The following is a 16,732-nucleotide window of genomic DNA, read 5'->3' as shown; positions in this document are numbered from 1 at the left end:
AACAAAACCTTTTCAATAAGTTCATGAAGCACAAGGTACGCTTTTTCTTTGTTATTTTAGCTTCGCGATTCCGTGTCATTGAACGAGTTTTGATGGAGAATTGCGAGTAATTGTTCGGCCATATAATCCGGTGAATATAAGAATTCGCTGTCTATCCAAACAGTAATCATCCCCCAAATTGCGTATGCCTGGTAATTGGCTAACATTTTGATGTTGATATTTGTCTGTAGGGTTCTATTGGATATGTCTTGAAGGACAAGTTGTGATAATTCGTTGCAGACACGGGCTTGTAAACCTGCTAATATATTTGATTTTCCTAGTAATGTGTAAAAATTGGCGTTAGTAGCCACGTGTTCGAATATTTTAATGGCTGAAGCGGTAAGCTTGCTGACTTCGAAAACAGTCAGACTTTCATAAGGTGCACGGTATGATGTGATTAAATCCTTCATGACTTCATCGATTATTTCTTCCAACAGTTCTTCTTTGTCTGGGTAGTGTTTGTAAAATGTTCCCCGATTAAGATCGGCAAGTTGGACAATATCTGTAATTGAAATATGTTTGAAGTCTTTTGTTTGCATTAAGCTTAAAAGCGCGTTTTTTAGTGCTACTTTTGATTTTCGAATTCTTCTATCCACGCTTGGTGGTGTAGTGGACATTAGTAAACCTCCTCATTTTTTTTGATAAACGAACAAAATTCGGATAGATTGTCTAGTAGTCAACAAGTCGATGTTGATTTGCTGATTGAATGGAGTAGCTTGAATTGATTATACTATAATTGAAAGATATTAAACATCTGTTCATTATCGTAATTGTGAAAGCACATTCAGTTAAAAATAGGAGGGAATAAAATGAAACTTCAAGACAAAGTAGCAGTTGTAACAGGAGCCGGTTCAGGCATGGGGAAAGCAATAGCTATGCTCTATGCGCAAGAAGGGGCAAAAGTGGTTGTGTCCGATATTAACGGTGATTCTGCTAATACGGTGGTAGAAGAAATTAAATCAAATGGTGGGGAAGCCATTGGTGTCGTTGCGAATGTTGCTAAAGAAGAGGACATTCAAAATTTAATAGACACAGCTGTCAGCACGTATGGCACGGTTGATGTGTTGGTGAATAATGCGGGTATCATGGACAATTTTGAAGCCGCGGGTGATATTGAAGATGACAAATGGGATCGAATTTTTGCGATAAATACGACGAGTGTTATGCGTTCAACTCGTAAAGTATTGCCAATCTTTTTGGCGAAAGAGCAAGGCGTGATTATTAATATAGCTTCAGCAGGAGGATTATACGGTGCTCGTGCGGGTGCAGCATACACGGCTTCTAAGCATGCCGTTGTTGGCTTTACAAAAAATACGGGCTTTATGTACGCTAAGCAAGGCATTCGTTGTAACGCCATTGCACCGGGGGGAGTAGAAACGAACATCGGAGCTTCGATGACATCCATCAATGCGTTTGGGATGGGACGTATTCAACCGGGACTAGCAATCAATCCACGTACGGGCAAATCTGAAGAGATTGCGAAGGTGGCATTGTTCCTAGCTTCAGACGATTCGAGCTTCGTCAATGGTACGGTCTTAACGGCAGATGCAGGATGGACCGCTTATTAAATAAAATATAGATACCTGGATCTGAAACGACTCTAAACCGTTTCGGATCCAGGTATTTTTATGTCATAAAAATAATATTTAAAAGTAACTATCTATATCACCTGTGAATCCTTTTATTATCAATTAAAAATAGCAACTTGCTTTCAGCAAAACACAAACTGGAGTGGACCGTATTGATCCCCCAAATGTTTTGAAGCATATTGTTGGTTGGTATAATCCAACTACCAAATAGAACTAAATTGAAGGCACCAACGTTCATGAACAACTCCAATTAAAGAACGTTGTTGTAATCTGAATTTTAAGTTATAAACTATTGACAATAGTTGTAATTTTTAATATACTATGGATAAGTTAATGAAAAGTGGTTGAGCCTAGGTGTCCACATTTATTCATTCCGCACAAAGCGGGTGGTTAAATGTGGGCTTTTTTATGCTTCAATCGCAACTACTTACAAAAAAGGGGGATGGAGAAATGACACCATTTTTAGGGGAATTGATTGGTACCATGATTTTAATTATTTTTGGGGCGGGCGTTGTCGGTGGTGTACTTATGAAAAAATCGAAAGCGGAAGGCTCCGGCTGGATTGTCATTACGATTGGATGGGGATTAGCGGTTGCAATGGGTGTCTATGCAGTGGGGAACTTTAGTGGTGCACATCTAAATCCAGCAGTAACGATTGGATTGGCGTCTATCGGAGCGTTTCCGTGGGCGGAAGTGCCAGGCTATATACTTGCACAGATGATTGGGGCTATCATCGGGTCAGTGGTGATTTACTTCCAATACTTACCGCACTGGAAGGAAACGAAAGATCAAGGTGCAAAACTAGCTGTGTTTGCGACGTCACCTGCTATTCGGCATCCGCTGTCAAATTTGACTAGCGAAATGATCGGTACGTTTGTATTACTTTTAGGGCTTCTAATGATTGGAGCGAACGAGTTTACAGAAGGATTGAATCCGTTAATTGTGGGGGCACTTATTGTTGCAATTGGTATGTCACTTGGTGGAACGACTGGTTATGCTATTAACCCAGCACGTGATTTAGGTCCGAGAATTGCACATTTCCTATTACCGATTGCAGGTAAAGGTTCATCTGACTGGGGTTACGCATGGGTACCAATCGTTGGGCCAATCCTTGGAGGTACGTTTGGTGCGCTGTTTTATCAGCAATTTTTTACAGGTGTCAATAGTGTTGCATTTTGGGTTGTTGGAGCAATTGCGTTGGCGGTTCTCTTAGGGGCGCAATTTACACTCCAAAAAGACGTAAAGGTAGTTTTGAAGCAAGAAGTTGCTAAGGGAGCATAAGGATAAAACATAAATTGGGGGAGAACAATTTGACGGGAAAATATATTTTAGCGTTGGATCAAGGGACGACGAGTTCACGTGCCATTTTATTTGATAAAGAAGGCAAGATTTTTCATACATCTCAACAAGAATTCCCGCAGTATTTTCCGAAGTCAGGATGGGTTGAACATAAAGCAGATGAAATATGGAGTTCTATTTTAGCTGTTATCGCTGGTGTGCTGTCTGAGAAAAATATCAGTGTTGATCAAATTGAAGGGATTGGTATCACGAATCAGCGTGAAACGACGGTCGTGTGGGATAGACATACGGGCGAACCGATTTACAATGCAATTGTTTGGCAATCGCGACAAACCGCTGATATATGTGAGGAATTAAAATCACAAGGCCATAGTGACATGTTCCGTGATAAGACTGGCTTGCTCATTGACGCTTATTTTTCTGGAACAAAAGTCAAATGGATTTTGGACAATGTTGAAGGTGCGAGAGAGAAGGCCGAGCTTGGCGATCTGTTATTCGGAACGATTGATACATGGCTTGTTTGGAAGCTATCAGGCGGAAAAGCCCATGTAACTGATTATACGAATGCTTCAAGAACGCTTATGTACAATATTTATAAGCTGGAGTGGGATAAAGAATTGCTTGATATCTTGGGAGTGCCAACATCGATGCTTCCTGAAGTTCGACCTTCTTCCGAAATTTACGCACATACGGACGGGGATCTTTTCTTTGGCCACGAAGCTCCAATTGCGGGCATCGCAGGAGATCAGCAGGCAGCACTGTTTGGTCAGGCATGTTTTGAAAGTGGTATGGTTAAAAACACATACGGCACAGGTTGCTTCATGTTAATGAATACAGGTGAAAAAGCCGTTAAATCTAAACATGGATTACTCACTACCATTGCATGGGGAATTGATGGGAAAGTTGAATACGCACTTGAAGGCAGTATCTTTGTTGCAGGTTCAGCAGTCCAATGGTTACGAGACGGGCTTAGGATGTTTAGGAATTCATCTGAAAGTGAGCAATATGCGAAACGCATAGATTCAACGGAGGGTGTTTATGTTGTTCCTGCGTTTGTTGGACTAGGTGCACCTTACTGGGACAGCGATGTAAGAGGAGCCGTTTTTGGACTGACAAGGGGTACATCGAAAGAACACTTTGTTCGGGCTACTTTGGAATCGCTTGCTTATCAGACGAAAGATGTTTTGGATGCAATGGAAGCGGATTCAGGGATTTCATTGAAAACATTGCGTGTCGACGGCGGCGCAGTAGAAAATGATTTCTTAATGCAATTTCAAAGCGATCTCTTAAATGTCCCAGTTGAACGTCCGGTAATCAACGAAACAACAGCATTGGGCGCAGCTTATTTAGCAGGCTTGGCAGTCGGGTTCTGGAAGGATCGTTCCGAAATTGCGGCACATTGGCAGCTCGATCGTTCATTCCAACCCGAAATGGAGCAAGAAAACCGCGATGAGCTCTATACAGGATGGCAAAAAGCAGTTCAAGCAACAATGGCTTTTAAATGAGTTAAGTAAATAAAAAAGGCTACCGAAGCATCGCATATAGGCGTGCGGCGGTAGCCTTTTTCTTGAATTATATTGGAACTAGGTGCCATACACTGAGAAAAGAAAAAGAAAGTCTCATATTAAACTGCGCTATATATAGTAGACAGTTTAATAAAAAGGAAGTACCGCTTTTATGCAAACTAAGTTATCTTTTAAAAGTCCTATTTAAAAAAGGAACTTTTTTGAGTGCAACGCAAACCGGAATGGCTACACAGATACCTACAATATTTTGAATGAGGTTTCCGGGAATTGAGGCTACCGGTATAATCCAACTACCAAATAGGACGCGTTCACAAATATAATAGACGCCTAACATAACGGGAATCGAACTGATGGTAGCTAGTAGATTGAATGTGAAACTGTTTCCTTCACGACCATTCGACCAGGCAATTTTTCCGACGATATATCCTTGTAAGCCTCGGGCTACAATCGTAAATGGTGCCCATAATGTCCAACCAGATACTAAATCAAATAACCCCATACCAACAGCACCAGCAATTGCTCCTTTTTTAGGACCAAATATGATGGAAATAATGAAAAGCATGCCTGTTCCAAGATGAACCAAACCGCCATTTGGTGATAGAGGTAGTTTGATATTTATTAAGAGAGTTGCAATGAATACGAGTGCAATTAACATTGCCGTTTGAATTAAATCAAAAGTGCTTGATTTTGTGCTCGAATAACTTTTTGTTGTATTCATAGATATGATGTTCTGGTTCTTAGTCTTTTTGTCGGTTTGAACCAAATCAGATGTCTGTGAGTCTGTGTCGGAATAACCTTTTGTTGCGTTCATAGATCATTCCCCTTTTTTAGTAGTACTCTTATTTGTTCATAACCTTATCAAAGTTTTGGTACTTCTAAAAGTATCAATTTACACTAAAGTTTAGGGGTCAGTTTGTGGAAGAGGGATAAATTTTAGCAGGAATAAATAAGGTATATATGTTGAATTAAAGAATCCCATTGAATTTGCTTTGGTGCTCAATAAGGAGAGGGGTTTTAATTCGGGGTGTGGATTGTAGAATGCTTGGCGCTTTGGGGATTCCTTTGCCGCGCCTGCGCTAGGGTGTTCATTATCGAGAGAAATATGATTTCGGGATGTATATGGCGAGATTGTAAGGTGATTACTAGTTGATACTATATAAATTGAAATAAAGAATTCCATTGAACCGCTACGGCGCTAGGGGATGCCTTCGCTCAGTATATATACCGGATTCAACATATATATTTATAGTCAAGAAATCCGCACTCTAGGTTGCAGATTTCATCACAGATAATGAAGTGCGCTATCTCAAATAGACCATCCAGCGAAGACGCGACTTCGTGGTAGCCGGAGCGATAAGACTGAAAGCGGCCTCCTTTCTGGCTTATCGCGGGAGGCATCCACAAAGCGTCGAAGCGGTATTAGTGGGAATCCTAATTCATTTCAAGTACAAGAACTTTTTCAGTGGGCTCCTAAAAGCCCTTGTAAAGCGCATACGCTATTTTCATTTGTTCAACATATAGTTTCAAAATCAATCAACTAAAAACCGTATTTAGATATATCAGGGTGGACCCTGCCGCAAGGGGGAAGTTTCGCTATTTGAGAAAACAGTAATATCCGAAAAAAGCACATCAACGTATAAAGCTGATGTGCTTTTTCGGATATCTTTCATTGATGTAATTGATTGTTACTCTATCTCCATTTGGTCAATGTCCTTTTTTACAACAAACCCCAAATGCCTCCCACATTGTCTATCCTCTCGATAAGAAAAACCATCTGGATCTACATACGTGCAAGTTCGATCAATCACAATCCGCTCAGCTGGAATACCCGCCAACTCACATTGCCTTTTCACGACGAGCTGATTATCGATATGATACTTGTGAGTGTCGTCATTGTAATACATAAAATCATCCGCATAGCCAAGCGCTTTAAATTTTAAATAGACATCTTCGTCGACTTCAAACTTTTCCTGACTTAGCGCCGCACCAATCTGGACGTGAAAATCGCTCGGATTACAGCGTTCAACTTGTGTTAAATGTTCGAACAGTTTCGAAGTGATTTCTTTGACTGTGCCTTGCCATCCAGAATGGATCACGCCGACGAGGCCGTTCACTTCATTGTAAAAAATCACGGGTACACAATCAGCAGTAAAGTTGCACAATACAAGATTGGGCTCATAGGTATACAGGGCGTCTGTGTCCGCAATGGCGGTGTCCGTTCGCTCGGCACCTTGTCCTTTGTCGTTGAGCGTCACACGATAGAAATTGGCGCTGTGTGTTTGAGTGGCACAAACGAAGTCACTCAGTTCGAGTTGTAAGGAAGCGGCTAATCTTTTTCGGTTTTCAATTATATTATCGGTTTTTTTGCAGGCATGGAGCGCCATGTTGTTGTGTTCAAGTTCGGCCCCATCTTTCATGGTCATCCCTGCTATAAATTTGTCATTGTTTACGTAAATCTTTGTTTTCATATCATCACCTAGCTTTACTATACCTTACTATCTATTCAAAAAAAATCATGGCTTTCGATAATGTTGATGAAGAAATTCACGAGAATGTGGTTAGCCATTAACGCACGTCTGTTAATTAATAATATGATCATCTACTGTGCGCTACTTGTATGGTGGTCCTTCATCCGCCCTGCTCCAAATGTAAAAGTACGCGTAGTGCTGAACCTTTTTTTGACGAAAGAATAGCTGGCTTCTTACCTGGGAAAAAGCCGCCAAAGATGCAATTTTGGCGGCTGATGTTTTCTATATGGTTTTTTCTTTTTTTAAGTAAAGAAGTGTCGTTTTCTATAAGGTGTTACATAATTAGGAGCATAATCTTCACTAAAAGTAAGCAAGGAACGCATTTTACAACGTGCAAGAGTGCCCGAAATTGCATCTTCGGGCACTTACACTCCCTATAGAAAGTCATCTATTCTTTTCTTCCCAAGCAACTGTATTATTCACTTAAATAGTGTAGGAACGCGACAGGCGACTATTCGCAATAGTATTACTGAAAAGAGTGTGGCTAGAAATGACGGAGTCACTTCTAGCCACACCAGGACTCCTCAGTAAATCTAACATGAATAGTCAGTCGAAAGCGGGCCGAAAATAGTGCAGTGAAATGAAGGTCTGTTTCCCTTGCACTATCTGGTTATTTCTAAAGGTGAATCTCAGTTAAACCACCTATAAGGGTGACGAGTTCTCATTTAACTCCAAACTGTTCCAGAACCCCTACATTACCGAAAGCTTGTTTGGTATACTCAAGGTAATAAGCTAGAACCCGGAATCCGAAATGAGGGAGGAGGCAGACCAATGAATATAAAATTAAACCGAGAGTTAATTAAAGACAAGTGCGGTACAGTCTCCTTCAAAAGAGGTGAAGCTTTTTATCGGGCTAATAAAGTAACAGTTGAAAATTACGGTCCCGATGGTTGTGAAGCAACGGTTGCAGGAATGGAAGATTTCCATGTCACCATTAAAAAGGATGAAAAAGGTGGTTTACTTACGAAATGTAGCTGTCCTGCACTAGCTTCCTTTCAAATGGATTGTCAGCATATTGCAGCCGTTTTACTATCGATTAATGCACTTCAGCGTCAGGAAATCCCCAATAGACTAAGTGGATTCCAGTCTGATTCATTAACAAATCAAGAACTAACGGAAGGCTTACTGACACTTTTCAATGCCCAACCTAAACGCTCTAGCGGTCATCAGCTTCACTTTGAAAACAGACAAGTGCTTGATGTGGAGTTTACGTGTAAACCCGTTACCTTAGGAGAGGGGCGGCATATGTTTGGAATAAAGGTGAAGATTGGTCCGACTAATGTGCAGAATATCAGGGACTTTCTGAAGCATGTGAAAGACGGACATACTAGCTTACTTTCTACTTCATTCACGTTTGACCCTACTCTTCATTGCTTTCAAAAAGAAACAAATGCTTTGATCCAGCAGCTAATCCAAGTAATTCATGATGAAGATGTATATGTTGATGAATTGCTGGGGAAATCAAGTTATGTCAGCGATCATCATACATTACTGATTCCCCCATCTTCTTGGGACAGGCTATTTCCCATACTTGAGAGAGTCCCGTCGATTAAATTGGAATATGGCGGGAATATGTATACCGGTCTTCGTGTATCGAACGAACCGCTTTCTTTACAGTTTGACTTTGCTGAAGCTGAGGGCAAAGGCTATCAACTGAAGATCAAAGGGTTGAATCAAATGGTTGTGATGAATTCATACAGCTCTGTCTTATCTGAAGGGAAACTAATCCAGCTGAAAAGTGAGGATTGTAAACGTCTCATGGATCTAAAGGAGTTGCTTGATGGTTCAGGAACGAATCAAATTTCGATTCCTCAAGAGCAGGTTAGTTTTTTTCTAGAAAAAGTGGTACCTGGTTTGAAGAAACTAGGCAATGTACAACTATCGGACAGTATGTATCAGCAACTTGTTAAAACACCGCTAATTGCCAAAGTGTACTTGGATCGTGTGAAAAACCGCTTGCTCGTTGGGTTGGAGTTTCATTATGAAAATATTATGATCAATCCATTGGAACCTACTGGGGATATCCCGGCAAGCTCCACTTTTGTGAGGGATATGGATAAGGAAGAAGAGATCTTGCAGTTAATAGAAAAAAGCTTGTTTTCCAAGACAGACGGCGGTTATTTTTTGCACAATGAAGAATTGGAATATGAATTTTTGTATCATGTCGTTCCGAAGCTTAAAACGTTTGCGCAAATATATGCAACTACGGCTGTGAAAAATCGGATATTTAGAGGCAAAGCTCACCCGAAGATTACTGTAAAGATGAAAAAAGAGAGAACCAATTGGCTAGAATTCAAATTTGAGCTCGATGGTATCCCTGAAAAGCATATACGTGAAGTTCTATTGGCTCTAGAAGAAAAACGGAAGTACTATCGATTGGGTAATGGATCCATACTCTCATTGGAGACGAGGGAGTTTGAAGAAATGAACCGCTTCTTGAATGCACTTCCTGAACAGCATGAAGAATTGGAAAGCGGTTTGATATTACCATTCGCTCAAGGTCTTCAGCTTCTTGATTCAGTCGATAATCGTGATGTGTTCACGTTAGAGAAATCGTTCCTGCAATTTTTGGAGAACGTCCAAAATCCAGACAGTTTGGGGTTTGAAGTTCCAAAAAGTTTGGATCCAATATTACGGGACTACCAAAAAGATGGCTACAAATGGATGAAAACACTTGCTCATTACGGATTCGGTGGGATTCTTGCAGATGATATGGGGCTGGGTAAAACAGTGCAAAGCATCACGTTTATTTTATCCGAGCTTCCTAACATCCGTAAAAAGAAGCTCCCGGTTCTTATTGTCTGCCCATCATCTTTGACGTATAACTGGCTAAGTGAAATCATGAAGTTTTCTCCAGAGATTCAAGCTGTTGTGGTAGATGGTAATAAGACAGAGCGGAGCAATTTACAGAAGGATGTAATAGATATGGACGTTCTTATCACTTCCTATCCGTTGTTGCGTAGTGACATCATGTGGTACGAAAAACAGTTCTTCCATACCGTTTATTTTGATGAGGCACAGGCATTTAAAAATCCTGTGACACAAACAGCAAAAGCAGCGCGGAAGATACAGGCAGATAACCGCTTCGCCCTCACTGGTACACCGATAGAGAATTCATTAGAAGAGCTATGGTCCATTTACCGGGTTGTCTTTCCTGAATTATTTCAGGGTCTTAAGGAATTCAGTAATCTGCCAAGGAAAACGATTGCCCGGAGGATTCGTCCATTTTTGCTTCGTAGGTTGAAAAAGGATGTCCTTGCGGAGCTTCCTGAAAAAGTCGAGTGGCTGGAATCGGTGGAGTTGCTACCTGAACAGAAAAAGCTATATGCTGCCTTTTTGGCTAAGCTCAGACATGACACACTGAAACATCTCGACAAGGATACACTCCGAAAAAACCGCATCAAAATTCTGGCTGGTTTGACTCGGTTAAGACAGATTTGCTGTCACCCAGCCTTATTTGTGGATGGCTATAAAGGGAGTTCGGGGAAATTTGAACAGCTAATGCAGATTATAGAGGAATCCAAGCTGTCGGGAAGAAGAGTGTTGATTTTTTCCCAATTCACGAAAATGCTTGGACTTATAGGTAGAGAGTTAGCGAATCAAGAACTGCCTTATTTCTACCTTGATGGACAAACGCCATCAGAGAAACGAGTGGAAATTTGTAATCGATTCAATGCAGGAGATCGTGATTTATTTCTCATTTCCTTGAAAGCAGGCGGTACAGGTCTCAATCTGACGGGAGCAGATACCGTTATTCTATATGATATTTGGTGGAATCCAGCAGTTGAGGAGCAAGCAGCTGACCGTGCACATCGTATTGGCCAGACGAATGTTGTACAAGTCATCAAGCTTGTTGCCCGCGGTACAATCGAAGAAAAAATAAATGAATTGCAAGATAAAAAAAGGCATCTGATCGAAGAAATCATCGATTCTGAGGAGAAAGCGTCGTCTACTTTAACCGAAGAAGACATTCGGGAAATATTGATGTTATAAAGCAAGTTAAGAACAGTGTGAACTGGAAGATTGCGAGGTAGCAATTAGTAGTGTTTACAAGGGGAAAGTCAAGGCCAGTGAAAAAGTACGATTCCCTTCAATCCCGTTGATTTCCGTTCCGAGCGGACGCTTTCCGCGGGCACGGCTTCAGCCTCCTCGTCACTGCGTTCCTGCGGGGTCTTCAGCTCGCGCTGTTCCCGCTGGAGTCGCCGCTCTTCACTACAATCAACTAGTTCTTACTATAAAAAAGAACTTTATCAGTGGCCTTTAGGATATTAAAGAAAAGTAATGGTCGCAAACCCGTTTACTACAAATTAAAAAAGGTATCTGGTTCTGAAACAATTCTAAATCGCTTCAGGACTAGGTACCATTGTTTATACTTCCATTATCTGAAGAACATGGCCAACGGTTACTGAAAATAGTGTGGGTATAAATTCTTGTGTGTCCAAATCCATTGTTTCATCTCTATGATCATATGTTCATAACTTGGTACTTTGAATGAAAAATCCTGTCGGTTATTTATCAATGTTTTATCGGCATTGACGGAATCGCTTGGCAAAATCGTTAACTCATCCGCTTTAAAATTCGCATTGAATTGTTTTAATAAATCAAACTTACTTATACTCTGATTATTAACAAGGTGATATAACCCTGTTAAATCTTCGATTGCAGCCTTTTCCATAGCTTTTGCTAAAGTTAAAGTAGTGACGCCAGTCCAGATGGCTCCTGTAAATCCATTAATGGTTCCTTGTTGTTTCATAAACCAATCAAATAAACCAATTCCATTCCTTTTCATATCCGGACCAATAATTGAATTTCTAAAGGTTAAATTTTTATTATCATTAACTTCGCCCAAAGCTTTCGTTCGATCATAAAAAGTTTCACCATCACGAATGCTATCTTCGGAATAGGGTCCTGATTTACCTGAGAAAACACAATCTGTACTCATATGAATTAATTTAGTGTTGGTGTTTTTTAATTTATCGGCTATAAGGTGTGGTAAGTAACTATTTAGATAGACAGCTCTTGACGGTACTAACTCGCACGCTTCGTTTAAAATACCTATGCAATTGATCACTACGTCATAGTTTTCTTTTACTAGAATTGAATTCAACAAAGAATGATCCATAATATCCCCATTTATGTTCTTACAATAAGGAAATGCTGTTCTTGAAAAGGTAGTAACTTCATGCCCTTTCTCACTTAAAAATAATGAGATGGTGTGACCTGCCATTCCTGTTGCCCCAAGAACTAGGAATTTCATGTTATCCTCCATTCCATTTACGCAGTTCGTCTTTAACGAAATCTAGTTTTAACAACTTTTCTTTTATTTCATCTACTGAAAGGGTCTTTGTATTATTAGAGTTATATTCATCGGTTAACGTAATTTTAGGGGAACCTTCTTCGAGGTATTTCCCATAATTTAGATCTCGGTTATCAGCAGGAATTCTATAGAAGTCTCCCATATCAATTGCTTTGGCTGCTTCTTCTTTCGTAAGAAGTACCTCGTAAATTTTTTCTCCGTGACGAGTACCAATAATATTAACTTCATTTTTAGCATTAAATAATTCAATCAATGCTTGTGCTAAATCTTTTATATAACAAGCGGGTGATTTTTGAACTACGATGTCGCCATTCACTGCATTTGTAAAGGCATATAACACCAATTCGACTGCTTCTTCAAGGCTCATCATAAAACGAGTCATTTTGGAATCAGTAACCGTTAATGGCTTTCCGTTCTTAATTTGTTCTATGAACAATGGTATGACTGATCCACGGGATGCCATCACGTTACCGTAGCGAGTTCCACAAATTAAGGTTTTGTCAGGAGTAACCATTCTAGATTTTGCAATGAATGTTTTCTCCATCATCGCTTTTGAAATCCCCATTGCATTGACAGGGTATGCCGCTTTATCTGTAGAGAGACAAATGATTTTTTTCACACCCGCGTTTATCGCTGCAGTTAATACATTTTCTGTTCCAAGGATATTTGTTTTTACGGCTTCTAAGGGGAAAAATTCGCAAGAGGGAACTTGTTTAAGGGCTGCTGCATGAAAAACGAAGTCTACATTGTACATAGCGTTATTTAAACTGCTACTATCGCGTACATCTCCTATGAAAAATTTAATTTTGTTATTCTGATATAAAATGCGCATATCATCTTGTTTTTTTTCGTCTCTTGAAAATATCCTAATTTCCTTGATATCAGTAGTTAAGAATCTCTCTAATACAGCGTTACCAAATGAACCAGTTCCACCTGTTATTAGTAATATTTTATCTTTAAACATATAGTTATAGGTCAACTCCTTTCATTGGAGAGGCTGTTCCAGAAATAGAACGACATTCATTTCCTTATTTCAGCCCTCTAAGATGCAAATCAGATTCGGAAGTTTCTCTAGGATAGTTATACCAATAGGCAAATAGTCCAGTATATTTACATTTGGGGTTATTATCCATTAACACTCTATTAAAATCCCAATCTCCGGCAAAATCTTTTCTTGTTGTGAACACTGCATCACCTATAAACCTTCTTCGAATAATCTTAAATTGTCCACACCATGTATAAGCGTCGTTTTCGCTTTTCACAAATTGGAGTCCATGTTTCGTTAACATATTGTAGTAATAAATGTCATATTCACCGTCAACTTGTGCTAGTACATCCCGAATCGGAGGTAAATATTGATCATCGCTATCAATGATTGCTACATAATCCCCGGTTGCTTCAGCGATGCATCGATTATACGATTCACTAGCACCTCTATTTTCTTCATGCGTTATTATTTTTAATTGTGGACAAGTTTTTTCATATTCCTTTAGTAGTTCTACTGTTTTATCAGTGGAACCATCGTCGCAAACAATAATTTCATAAGCATATTCTTTCGGAATACTATCCAACATTATCTTAATCCATTCTTCACTATTGTAAGCTGGAGTTAGAAAACTAATTTTCATTCAAAGACCTCATTCCTTTATTGATCAATTAATTAATAACAAGGTAGTAGAAAGCATGCATCATCTACCGTTAAATTTTCCAATTAGCGCAACTCGTAACGAGTTATTGTTGATACCTTGTAAAAAAGAAATCTCATACCTTATGCTTATTAAAAATACGTCTGTCCTCGATTAATATATGCGTGTGATTATTTTAACTTTAGGCCGATGCGTTTTCTGTAGCTAGAAATCGATTATGTATGAGGATGAGTAGCTGTGTTAATAACGTTTTAAGTCGAAATATCCAAAACAAATTCCCCTAGCCAGATGCTCATCTGACTTGGGGAATTTATGTTAGATGCGATAAGTAGAATTCAGTGCATCAGTTAACAGTTCTCTATGGGGAAACTGACAGGCACTGTTTTCAACGCTTTCTTTTGTTTTTCTTACCATCTAAATTTAAAAATTCGCTTTCACGTGCAAACTCAACATCGTCTTTCGGCTTTGTATCGTATTTGAGGGCATTCCGCTGTTTACCTTTGTCTTTGTTTTTGTTTTTATTTTCTTCCGACATGACTTGAACCTCCTTTTGTAGAATGATTTCATCCTAGCTATTGTGTCCAAGGTGCAGAGTTCTATGTAGGAGAATGCAAAATAGGTACCATTCCTTTTTGGATGAATTGCTTGGGTGATGCGATAGACTATCAGAAACTCTATTGGTATTTCCTGTAATCGTATTGATTTCTTTCATTTTTCTCAGTTTCTCTACTATACTAATCATAGGCGTCATGAATGCTAAGAGACAGCATAGTAAAGGGGAATGAGTAAGATTCGAATCAAATGGAAGAGGCTACTTGTTCTTTTTGCTACAGTTTTCTTGCTGATCCAAATCATCGGCAGTTTCTTTTTTTATGAGCTAGCAGTTAAGCGGGGACAGAAAGATTTCTTGCAGAAGAATGCAGATTTGGAAGTGTCCGATAAGGCCATGAACCTCTTTTTGAATGGAGATTGGATAGGTTGGGTCGCGGATCAAAATTTTGAACGACTCACTTTAACGTCACGTGACGGACTGAAACTGTCAGGCTACTATTTGCCGGCATCCAAGCCAACGGATAAATTGGTCATTTTAACGCATGGCTATTTAGGAAACGCGAAGCAAATGGGGCTATTCGGACAGCATTATCATAACGATTTGGATTATAATATTTTCATGCCTGATGCACGAGGGCATGGAAAGAGCGAGGGTAATTATTATGGGTTTGGTTGGCCAGATCGGCTTGATTTGATTGATTGGACACAACTTTTGGTGGAGAAGCTTGGAACTGATATTAAAGTGGCCTATCATGGTTTATCGATGGGGGCGGCGACGGTCTTGATGGCTAGTGGAGAAGAAGAACTTCCAAGCCAGGTCAAAGCCATCATAGCGGACAGTCCCTATGCGTCCGTCTATCAATTATTCCAGTATCAAATGAATCGGATGTTTCATCTGCCGGCATTTCCATTGTTAGATAGCACCAGTGTGTTAACCAAAATCAGGGCAGGTTATTCATTCAGAGAAGCGAGTGCACTAAAAGAGGTGGAGAAGACGAGTGTCCCGATTCTGTATATTCATGGGGAAAGCGATACATTTGTTCCAACAGAATTGACAAAGGATTTGTATCGACATACTTCAAGTGACGCAGAACTCTATCTTGTCCCGAATGCAAACCACGGTGAATCCATTGCATTGGACGAAGACAAATACAATATGAAAATAGATCAGTTTCTTAACCGTTATATTGAATTTAAATAGGTGCCACTGGTTCTAAAACAATTTGAGTTGTTTTCAGAACCGGGCACCTATTTTTTACTAACTACTAGTTAACTGAAAACTTACCATCAACTTCAACCGTCTCATAAATATTAATAAATGCGTCTTCATCATGCTTTCGGACAATCTTTTTAACATGCAGCGTTTCATAACGCGTGACGACCATCATTAAAATGTCTTTCTTCTCTTGAGTATAGCCCCCGTAACCTTCCGTAATCGTAATCCCACGATAGATGGATCCCAGTAACTCATTGCGTATTAAATCACCTTTTGTCGTGACAATCTGCATCGTCAGTTTGACGTGATCTGTGAAGATTGTATCGATCATTTTACCAGTGATATAGATAGACAACAGGGTATATAACGCGATTTCCCAGTCAAAGACAAATCCTGAAAGTAGCACGATTACGCCATTCATCCCCGTGAGGAGAAGGCCGATACTGAAAGAACTTGTACGGGAAACGATAATCGCAATAATATCCAAACCGCCAGAAGTTCCTGAGTATTTGAGGATAAGACCAACGCCCATACCACCAATGCCGCCACCGAAAACCGTTGATAACAGGATATTGTCTGTCACAGCAACGACTGGTATCACGTATAAGAATGCCGAGAGCGACACGACGCAAACGAGTGTGTTAATGGTAATTGTTTTTCCGAGTTTGTAGTAGCCTAAAACAATCAAAGGCAAGTTAAGGACTAGATTTAATAGACCGGTGTTAAATGGGCTGATTAGGCCGAGTAAAATTGCGATTCCGCTAATACCACTACTTAAGATCCCGAAAGGAACGAGAAAGCAGTTAAAAGCAAATGCAATAATGAGTGAACCTAAGACGACAATTAAATTTTTCATAACTAGTAAATCTCCTTCCAGCTTTGGCAAATAAAAAAACTCGACCCTAAATAAGGGACGAGTTTGTGCTCGCGATTATACCCATAACTCCGCAAGTTTCTAAAAACAAACGGCTTTCAGTCAACGTATTCTCATACGTGCTCCAGATAACGGTGGAAAACCGT

13 protein-coding genes are annotated in these 16,732 nt (G+C 39.9%); 5 read left to right on the top strand and 8 right to left on the bottom strand.

Translation table 11 applies throughout. The annotated features are described in order from the left end of the window. Positions 1-56: 56 nt before the first annotated feature. On the bottom strand, positions 57-656 hold the full coding sequence (locus MKZ26_RS13855) for a TetR/AcrR family transcriptional regulator (RefSeq protein ID WP_340766534.1): 600 nt from the start codon (positions 654-656) through the stop codon (positions 57-59). Positions 657-848: 192 nt separating this feature from the next. Here MKZ26_RS13855 and MKZ26_RS13850 point away from each other — a divergent pair, with 192 nt between their 5' ends. The 3 genes from MKZ26_RS13850 to glpK all read left to right on the top strand — a co-directional run bounded on the left by MKZ26_RS13850 (position 849) and on the right by glpK (position 4,432). Continuing rightward, positions 849-1,607, top strand: coding sequence for an SDR family oxidoreductase (locus MKZ26_RS13850; protein ID WP_187046407.1), 759 nt, complete (start codon positions 849-851; stop codon positions 1,605-1,607). Positions 1,608-2,078: 471 nt separating this feature from the next. After that, a complete protein-coding gene (locus MKZ26_RS13845; protein ID WP_340766533.1) occupies positions 2,079-2,909 on the top strand; it encodes an MIP/aquaporin family protein in 831 nt (276 codons plus the stop codon). Between the two features lie 29 nt (positions 2,910-2,938). Further along, a complete protein-coding gene (glpK, locus tag MKZ26_RS13840; protein ID WP_340766532.1) occupies positions 2,939-4,432 on the top strand; it encodes a glycerol kinase GlpK in 1,494 nt (497 codons plus the stop codon). 184 nt (positions 4,433-4,616) lie between these two features. Here glpK and MKZ26_RS13835 read toward each other — a convergent pair whose 3' ends face one another. After that, positions 4,617-5,171 carry an ECF transporter S component gene (locus MKZ26_RS13835; RefSeq protein ID WP_340767658.1) on the bottom strand — a complete coding sequence of 185 codons (555 nt, stop codon included), beginning with the start codon at positions 5,169-5,171 and terminating at the stop codon, positions 4,617-4,619. A gap of 967 nt (positions 5,172-6,138) precedes the next feature. After that, positions 6,139-6,921, bottom strand: a complete 783-nt coding sequence (pgeF, locus tag MKZ26_RS13830) for a peptidoglycan editing factor PgeF (RefSeq protein WP_340766531.1) — start codon at positions 6,919-6,921, stop codon at positions 6,139-6,141. Positions 6,922-7,752: 831 nt separating this feature from the next. On the opposite strand from pgeF, the gene MKZ26_RS13825 reads away from it, so the two are divergent. After that, a complete protein-coding gene (locus tag MKZ26_RS13825; RefSeq protein WP_340766530.1) occupies positions 7,753-10,974 on the top strand; it encodes a DEAD/DEAH box helicase in 3,222 nt (1,073 codons plus the stop codon). 409 nt (positions 10,975-11,383) lie between these two features. Here MKZ26_RS13825 and MKZ26_RS13820 read toward each other — a convergent pair whose 3' ends face one another. The 4 genes from MKZ26_RS13820 to MKZ26_RS13805 all read right to left on the bottom strand — a co-directional run bounded on the left by MKZ26_RS13820 (position 11,384) and on the right by MKZ26_RS13805 (position 14,479). Further along, positions 11,384-12,238 (bottom strand): SDR family oxidoreductase, encoded by an 855-nt coding sequence (locus tag MKZ26_RS13820; RefSeq protein WP_340766529.1) that lies wholly within the window; start codon positions 12,236-12,238, stop codon positions 11,384-11,386. Between the two features lies 1 nt (position 12,239). Then, complete coding sequence (locus tag MKZ26_RS13815) at positions 12,240-13,262, bottom strand: polysaccharide biosynthesis protein (protein WP_067204520.1); 1,023 nt, start codon at positions 13,260-13,262, stop codon at positions 12,240-12,242. Positions 13,263-13,326: 64 nt separating this feature from the next. Then, positions 13,327-13,926, bottom strand: coding sequence for a glycosyltransferase family 2 protein (locus MKZ26_RS13810; protein ID WP_340766528.1), 600 nt, complete (start codon positions 13,924-13,926; stop codon positions 13,327-13,329). Between the two features lie 403 nt (positions 13,927-14,329). After that, on the bottom strand, positions 14,330-14,479 hold the full coding sequence (locus MKZ26_RS13805) for a hypothetical protein (RefSeq protein ID WP_187046415.1): 150 nt from the start codon (positions 14,477-14,479) through the stop codon (positions 14,330-14,332). Between the two features lie 246 nt (positions 14,480-14,725). Between MKZ26_RS13805 and MKZ26_RS13800 the strand changes: the two genes are divergently transcribed. Further along, the gene (locus tag MKZ26_RS13800; RefSeq protein ID WP_340766527.1) at positions 14,726-15,697 is read left to right on the top strand and encodes an alpha/beta hydrolase; all 972 of its coding nucleotides are present in this window, start codon (positions 14,726-14,728) and stop codon (positions 15,695-15,697) included. A gap of 64 nt (positions 15,698-15,761) precedes the next feature. On the opposite strand, the gene MKZ26_RS13795 is transcribed toward MKZ26_RS13800, so the two are convergent. Further along, a complete protein-coding gene (locus tag MKZ26_RS13795; RefSeq protein WP_067204532.1) occupies positions 15,762-16,568 on the bottom strand; it encodes a YitT family protein in 807 nt (268 codons plus the stop codon). Positions 16,569-16,732: the final 164 nt, after the last annotated feature.

The organism is Sporosarcina sp. FSL K6-6792, from assembly GCF_038004885.1.
Classification (GTDB): Bacteria; Bacillota; Bacilli; order Bacillales_A; family Planococcaceae; genus Sporosarcina; species Sporosarcina psychrophila.
The sequence above is the reverse complement of the archived record's forward strand: the minus strand, read 5'-3'. Positions and strand labels throughout refer to the sequence as shown.

What these genes read in the sequence shown, in the direction of transcription:
- MKZ26_RS13795 (WP_067204532.1), bottom strand. Translation starts at nt 16,568, where the DNA reads ATGAAAAATTTAATTGTCGTCTTAGGTTCACTCATTATTGCATTTGCT.
- pgeF (WP_340766531.1), bottom strand. Translation starts at nt 6,921, where the DNA reads ATGAAAACAAAGATTTACGTAAACAATGACAAATTTATAGCAGGGATG.
- MKZ26_RS13845 (WP_340766533.1), top strand. Translation starts at nt 2,079, where the DNA reads ATGACACCATTTTTAGGGGAATTGATTGGTACCATGATTTTAATTATT.
- MKZ26_RS13800 (WP_340766527.1), top strand. Translation starts at nt 14,726, where the DNA reads ATGAGTAAGATTCGAATCAAATGGAAGAGGCTACTTGTTCTTTTTGCT.
- MKZ26_RS13850 (WP_187046407.1), top strand. Translation starts at nt 849, where the DNA reads ATGAAACTTCAAGACAAAGTAGCAGTTGTAACAGGAGCCGGTTCAGGC.
- MKZ26_RS13815 (WP_067204520.1), bottom strand. Translation starts at nt 13,262, where the DNA reads ATGTTTAAAGATAAAATATTACTAATAACAGGTGGAACTGGTTCATTT.
- MKZ26_RS13825 (WP_340766530.1), top strand. Translation starts at nt 7,753, where the DNA reads ATGAATATAAAATTAAACCGAGAGTTAATTAAAGACAAGTGCGGTACA.
- MKZ26_RS13820 (WP_340766529.1), bottom strand. Translation starts at nt 12,238, where the DNA reads ATGAAATTCCTAGTTCTTGGGGCAACAGGAATGGCAGGTCACACCATC.
- MKZ26_RS13810 (WP_340766528.1), bottom strand. Translation starts at nt 13,926, where the DNA reads ATGAAAATTAGTTTTCTAACTCCAGCTTACAATAGTGAAGAATGGATT.
- MKZ26_RS13835 (WP_340767658.1), bottom strand. Translation starts at nt 5,171, where the DNA reads ATGAATACAACAAAAAGTTATTCGAGCACAAAATCAAGCACTTTTGAT.
- MKZ26_RS13855 (WP_340766534.1), bottom strand. Translation starts at nt 656, where the DNA reads ATGTCCACTACACCACCAAGCGTGGATAGAAGAATTCGAAAATCAAAA.
- MKZ26_RS13805 (WP_187046415.1), bottom strand. Translation starts at nt 14,479, where the DNA reads ATGTCGGAAGAAAATAAAAACAAAAACAAAGACAAAGGTAAACAGCGG.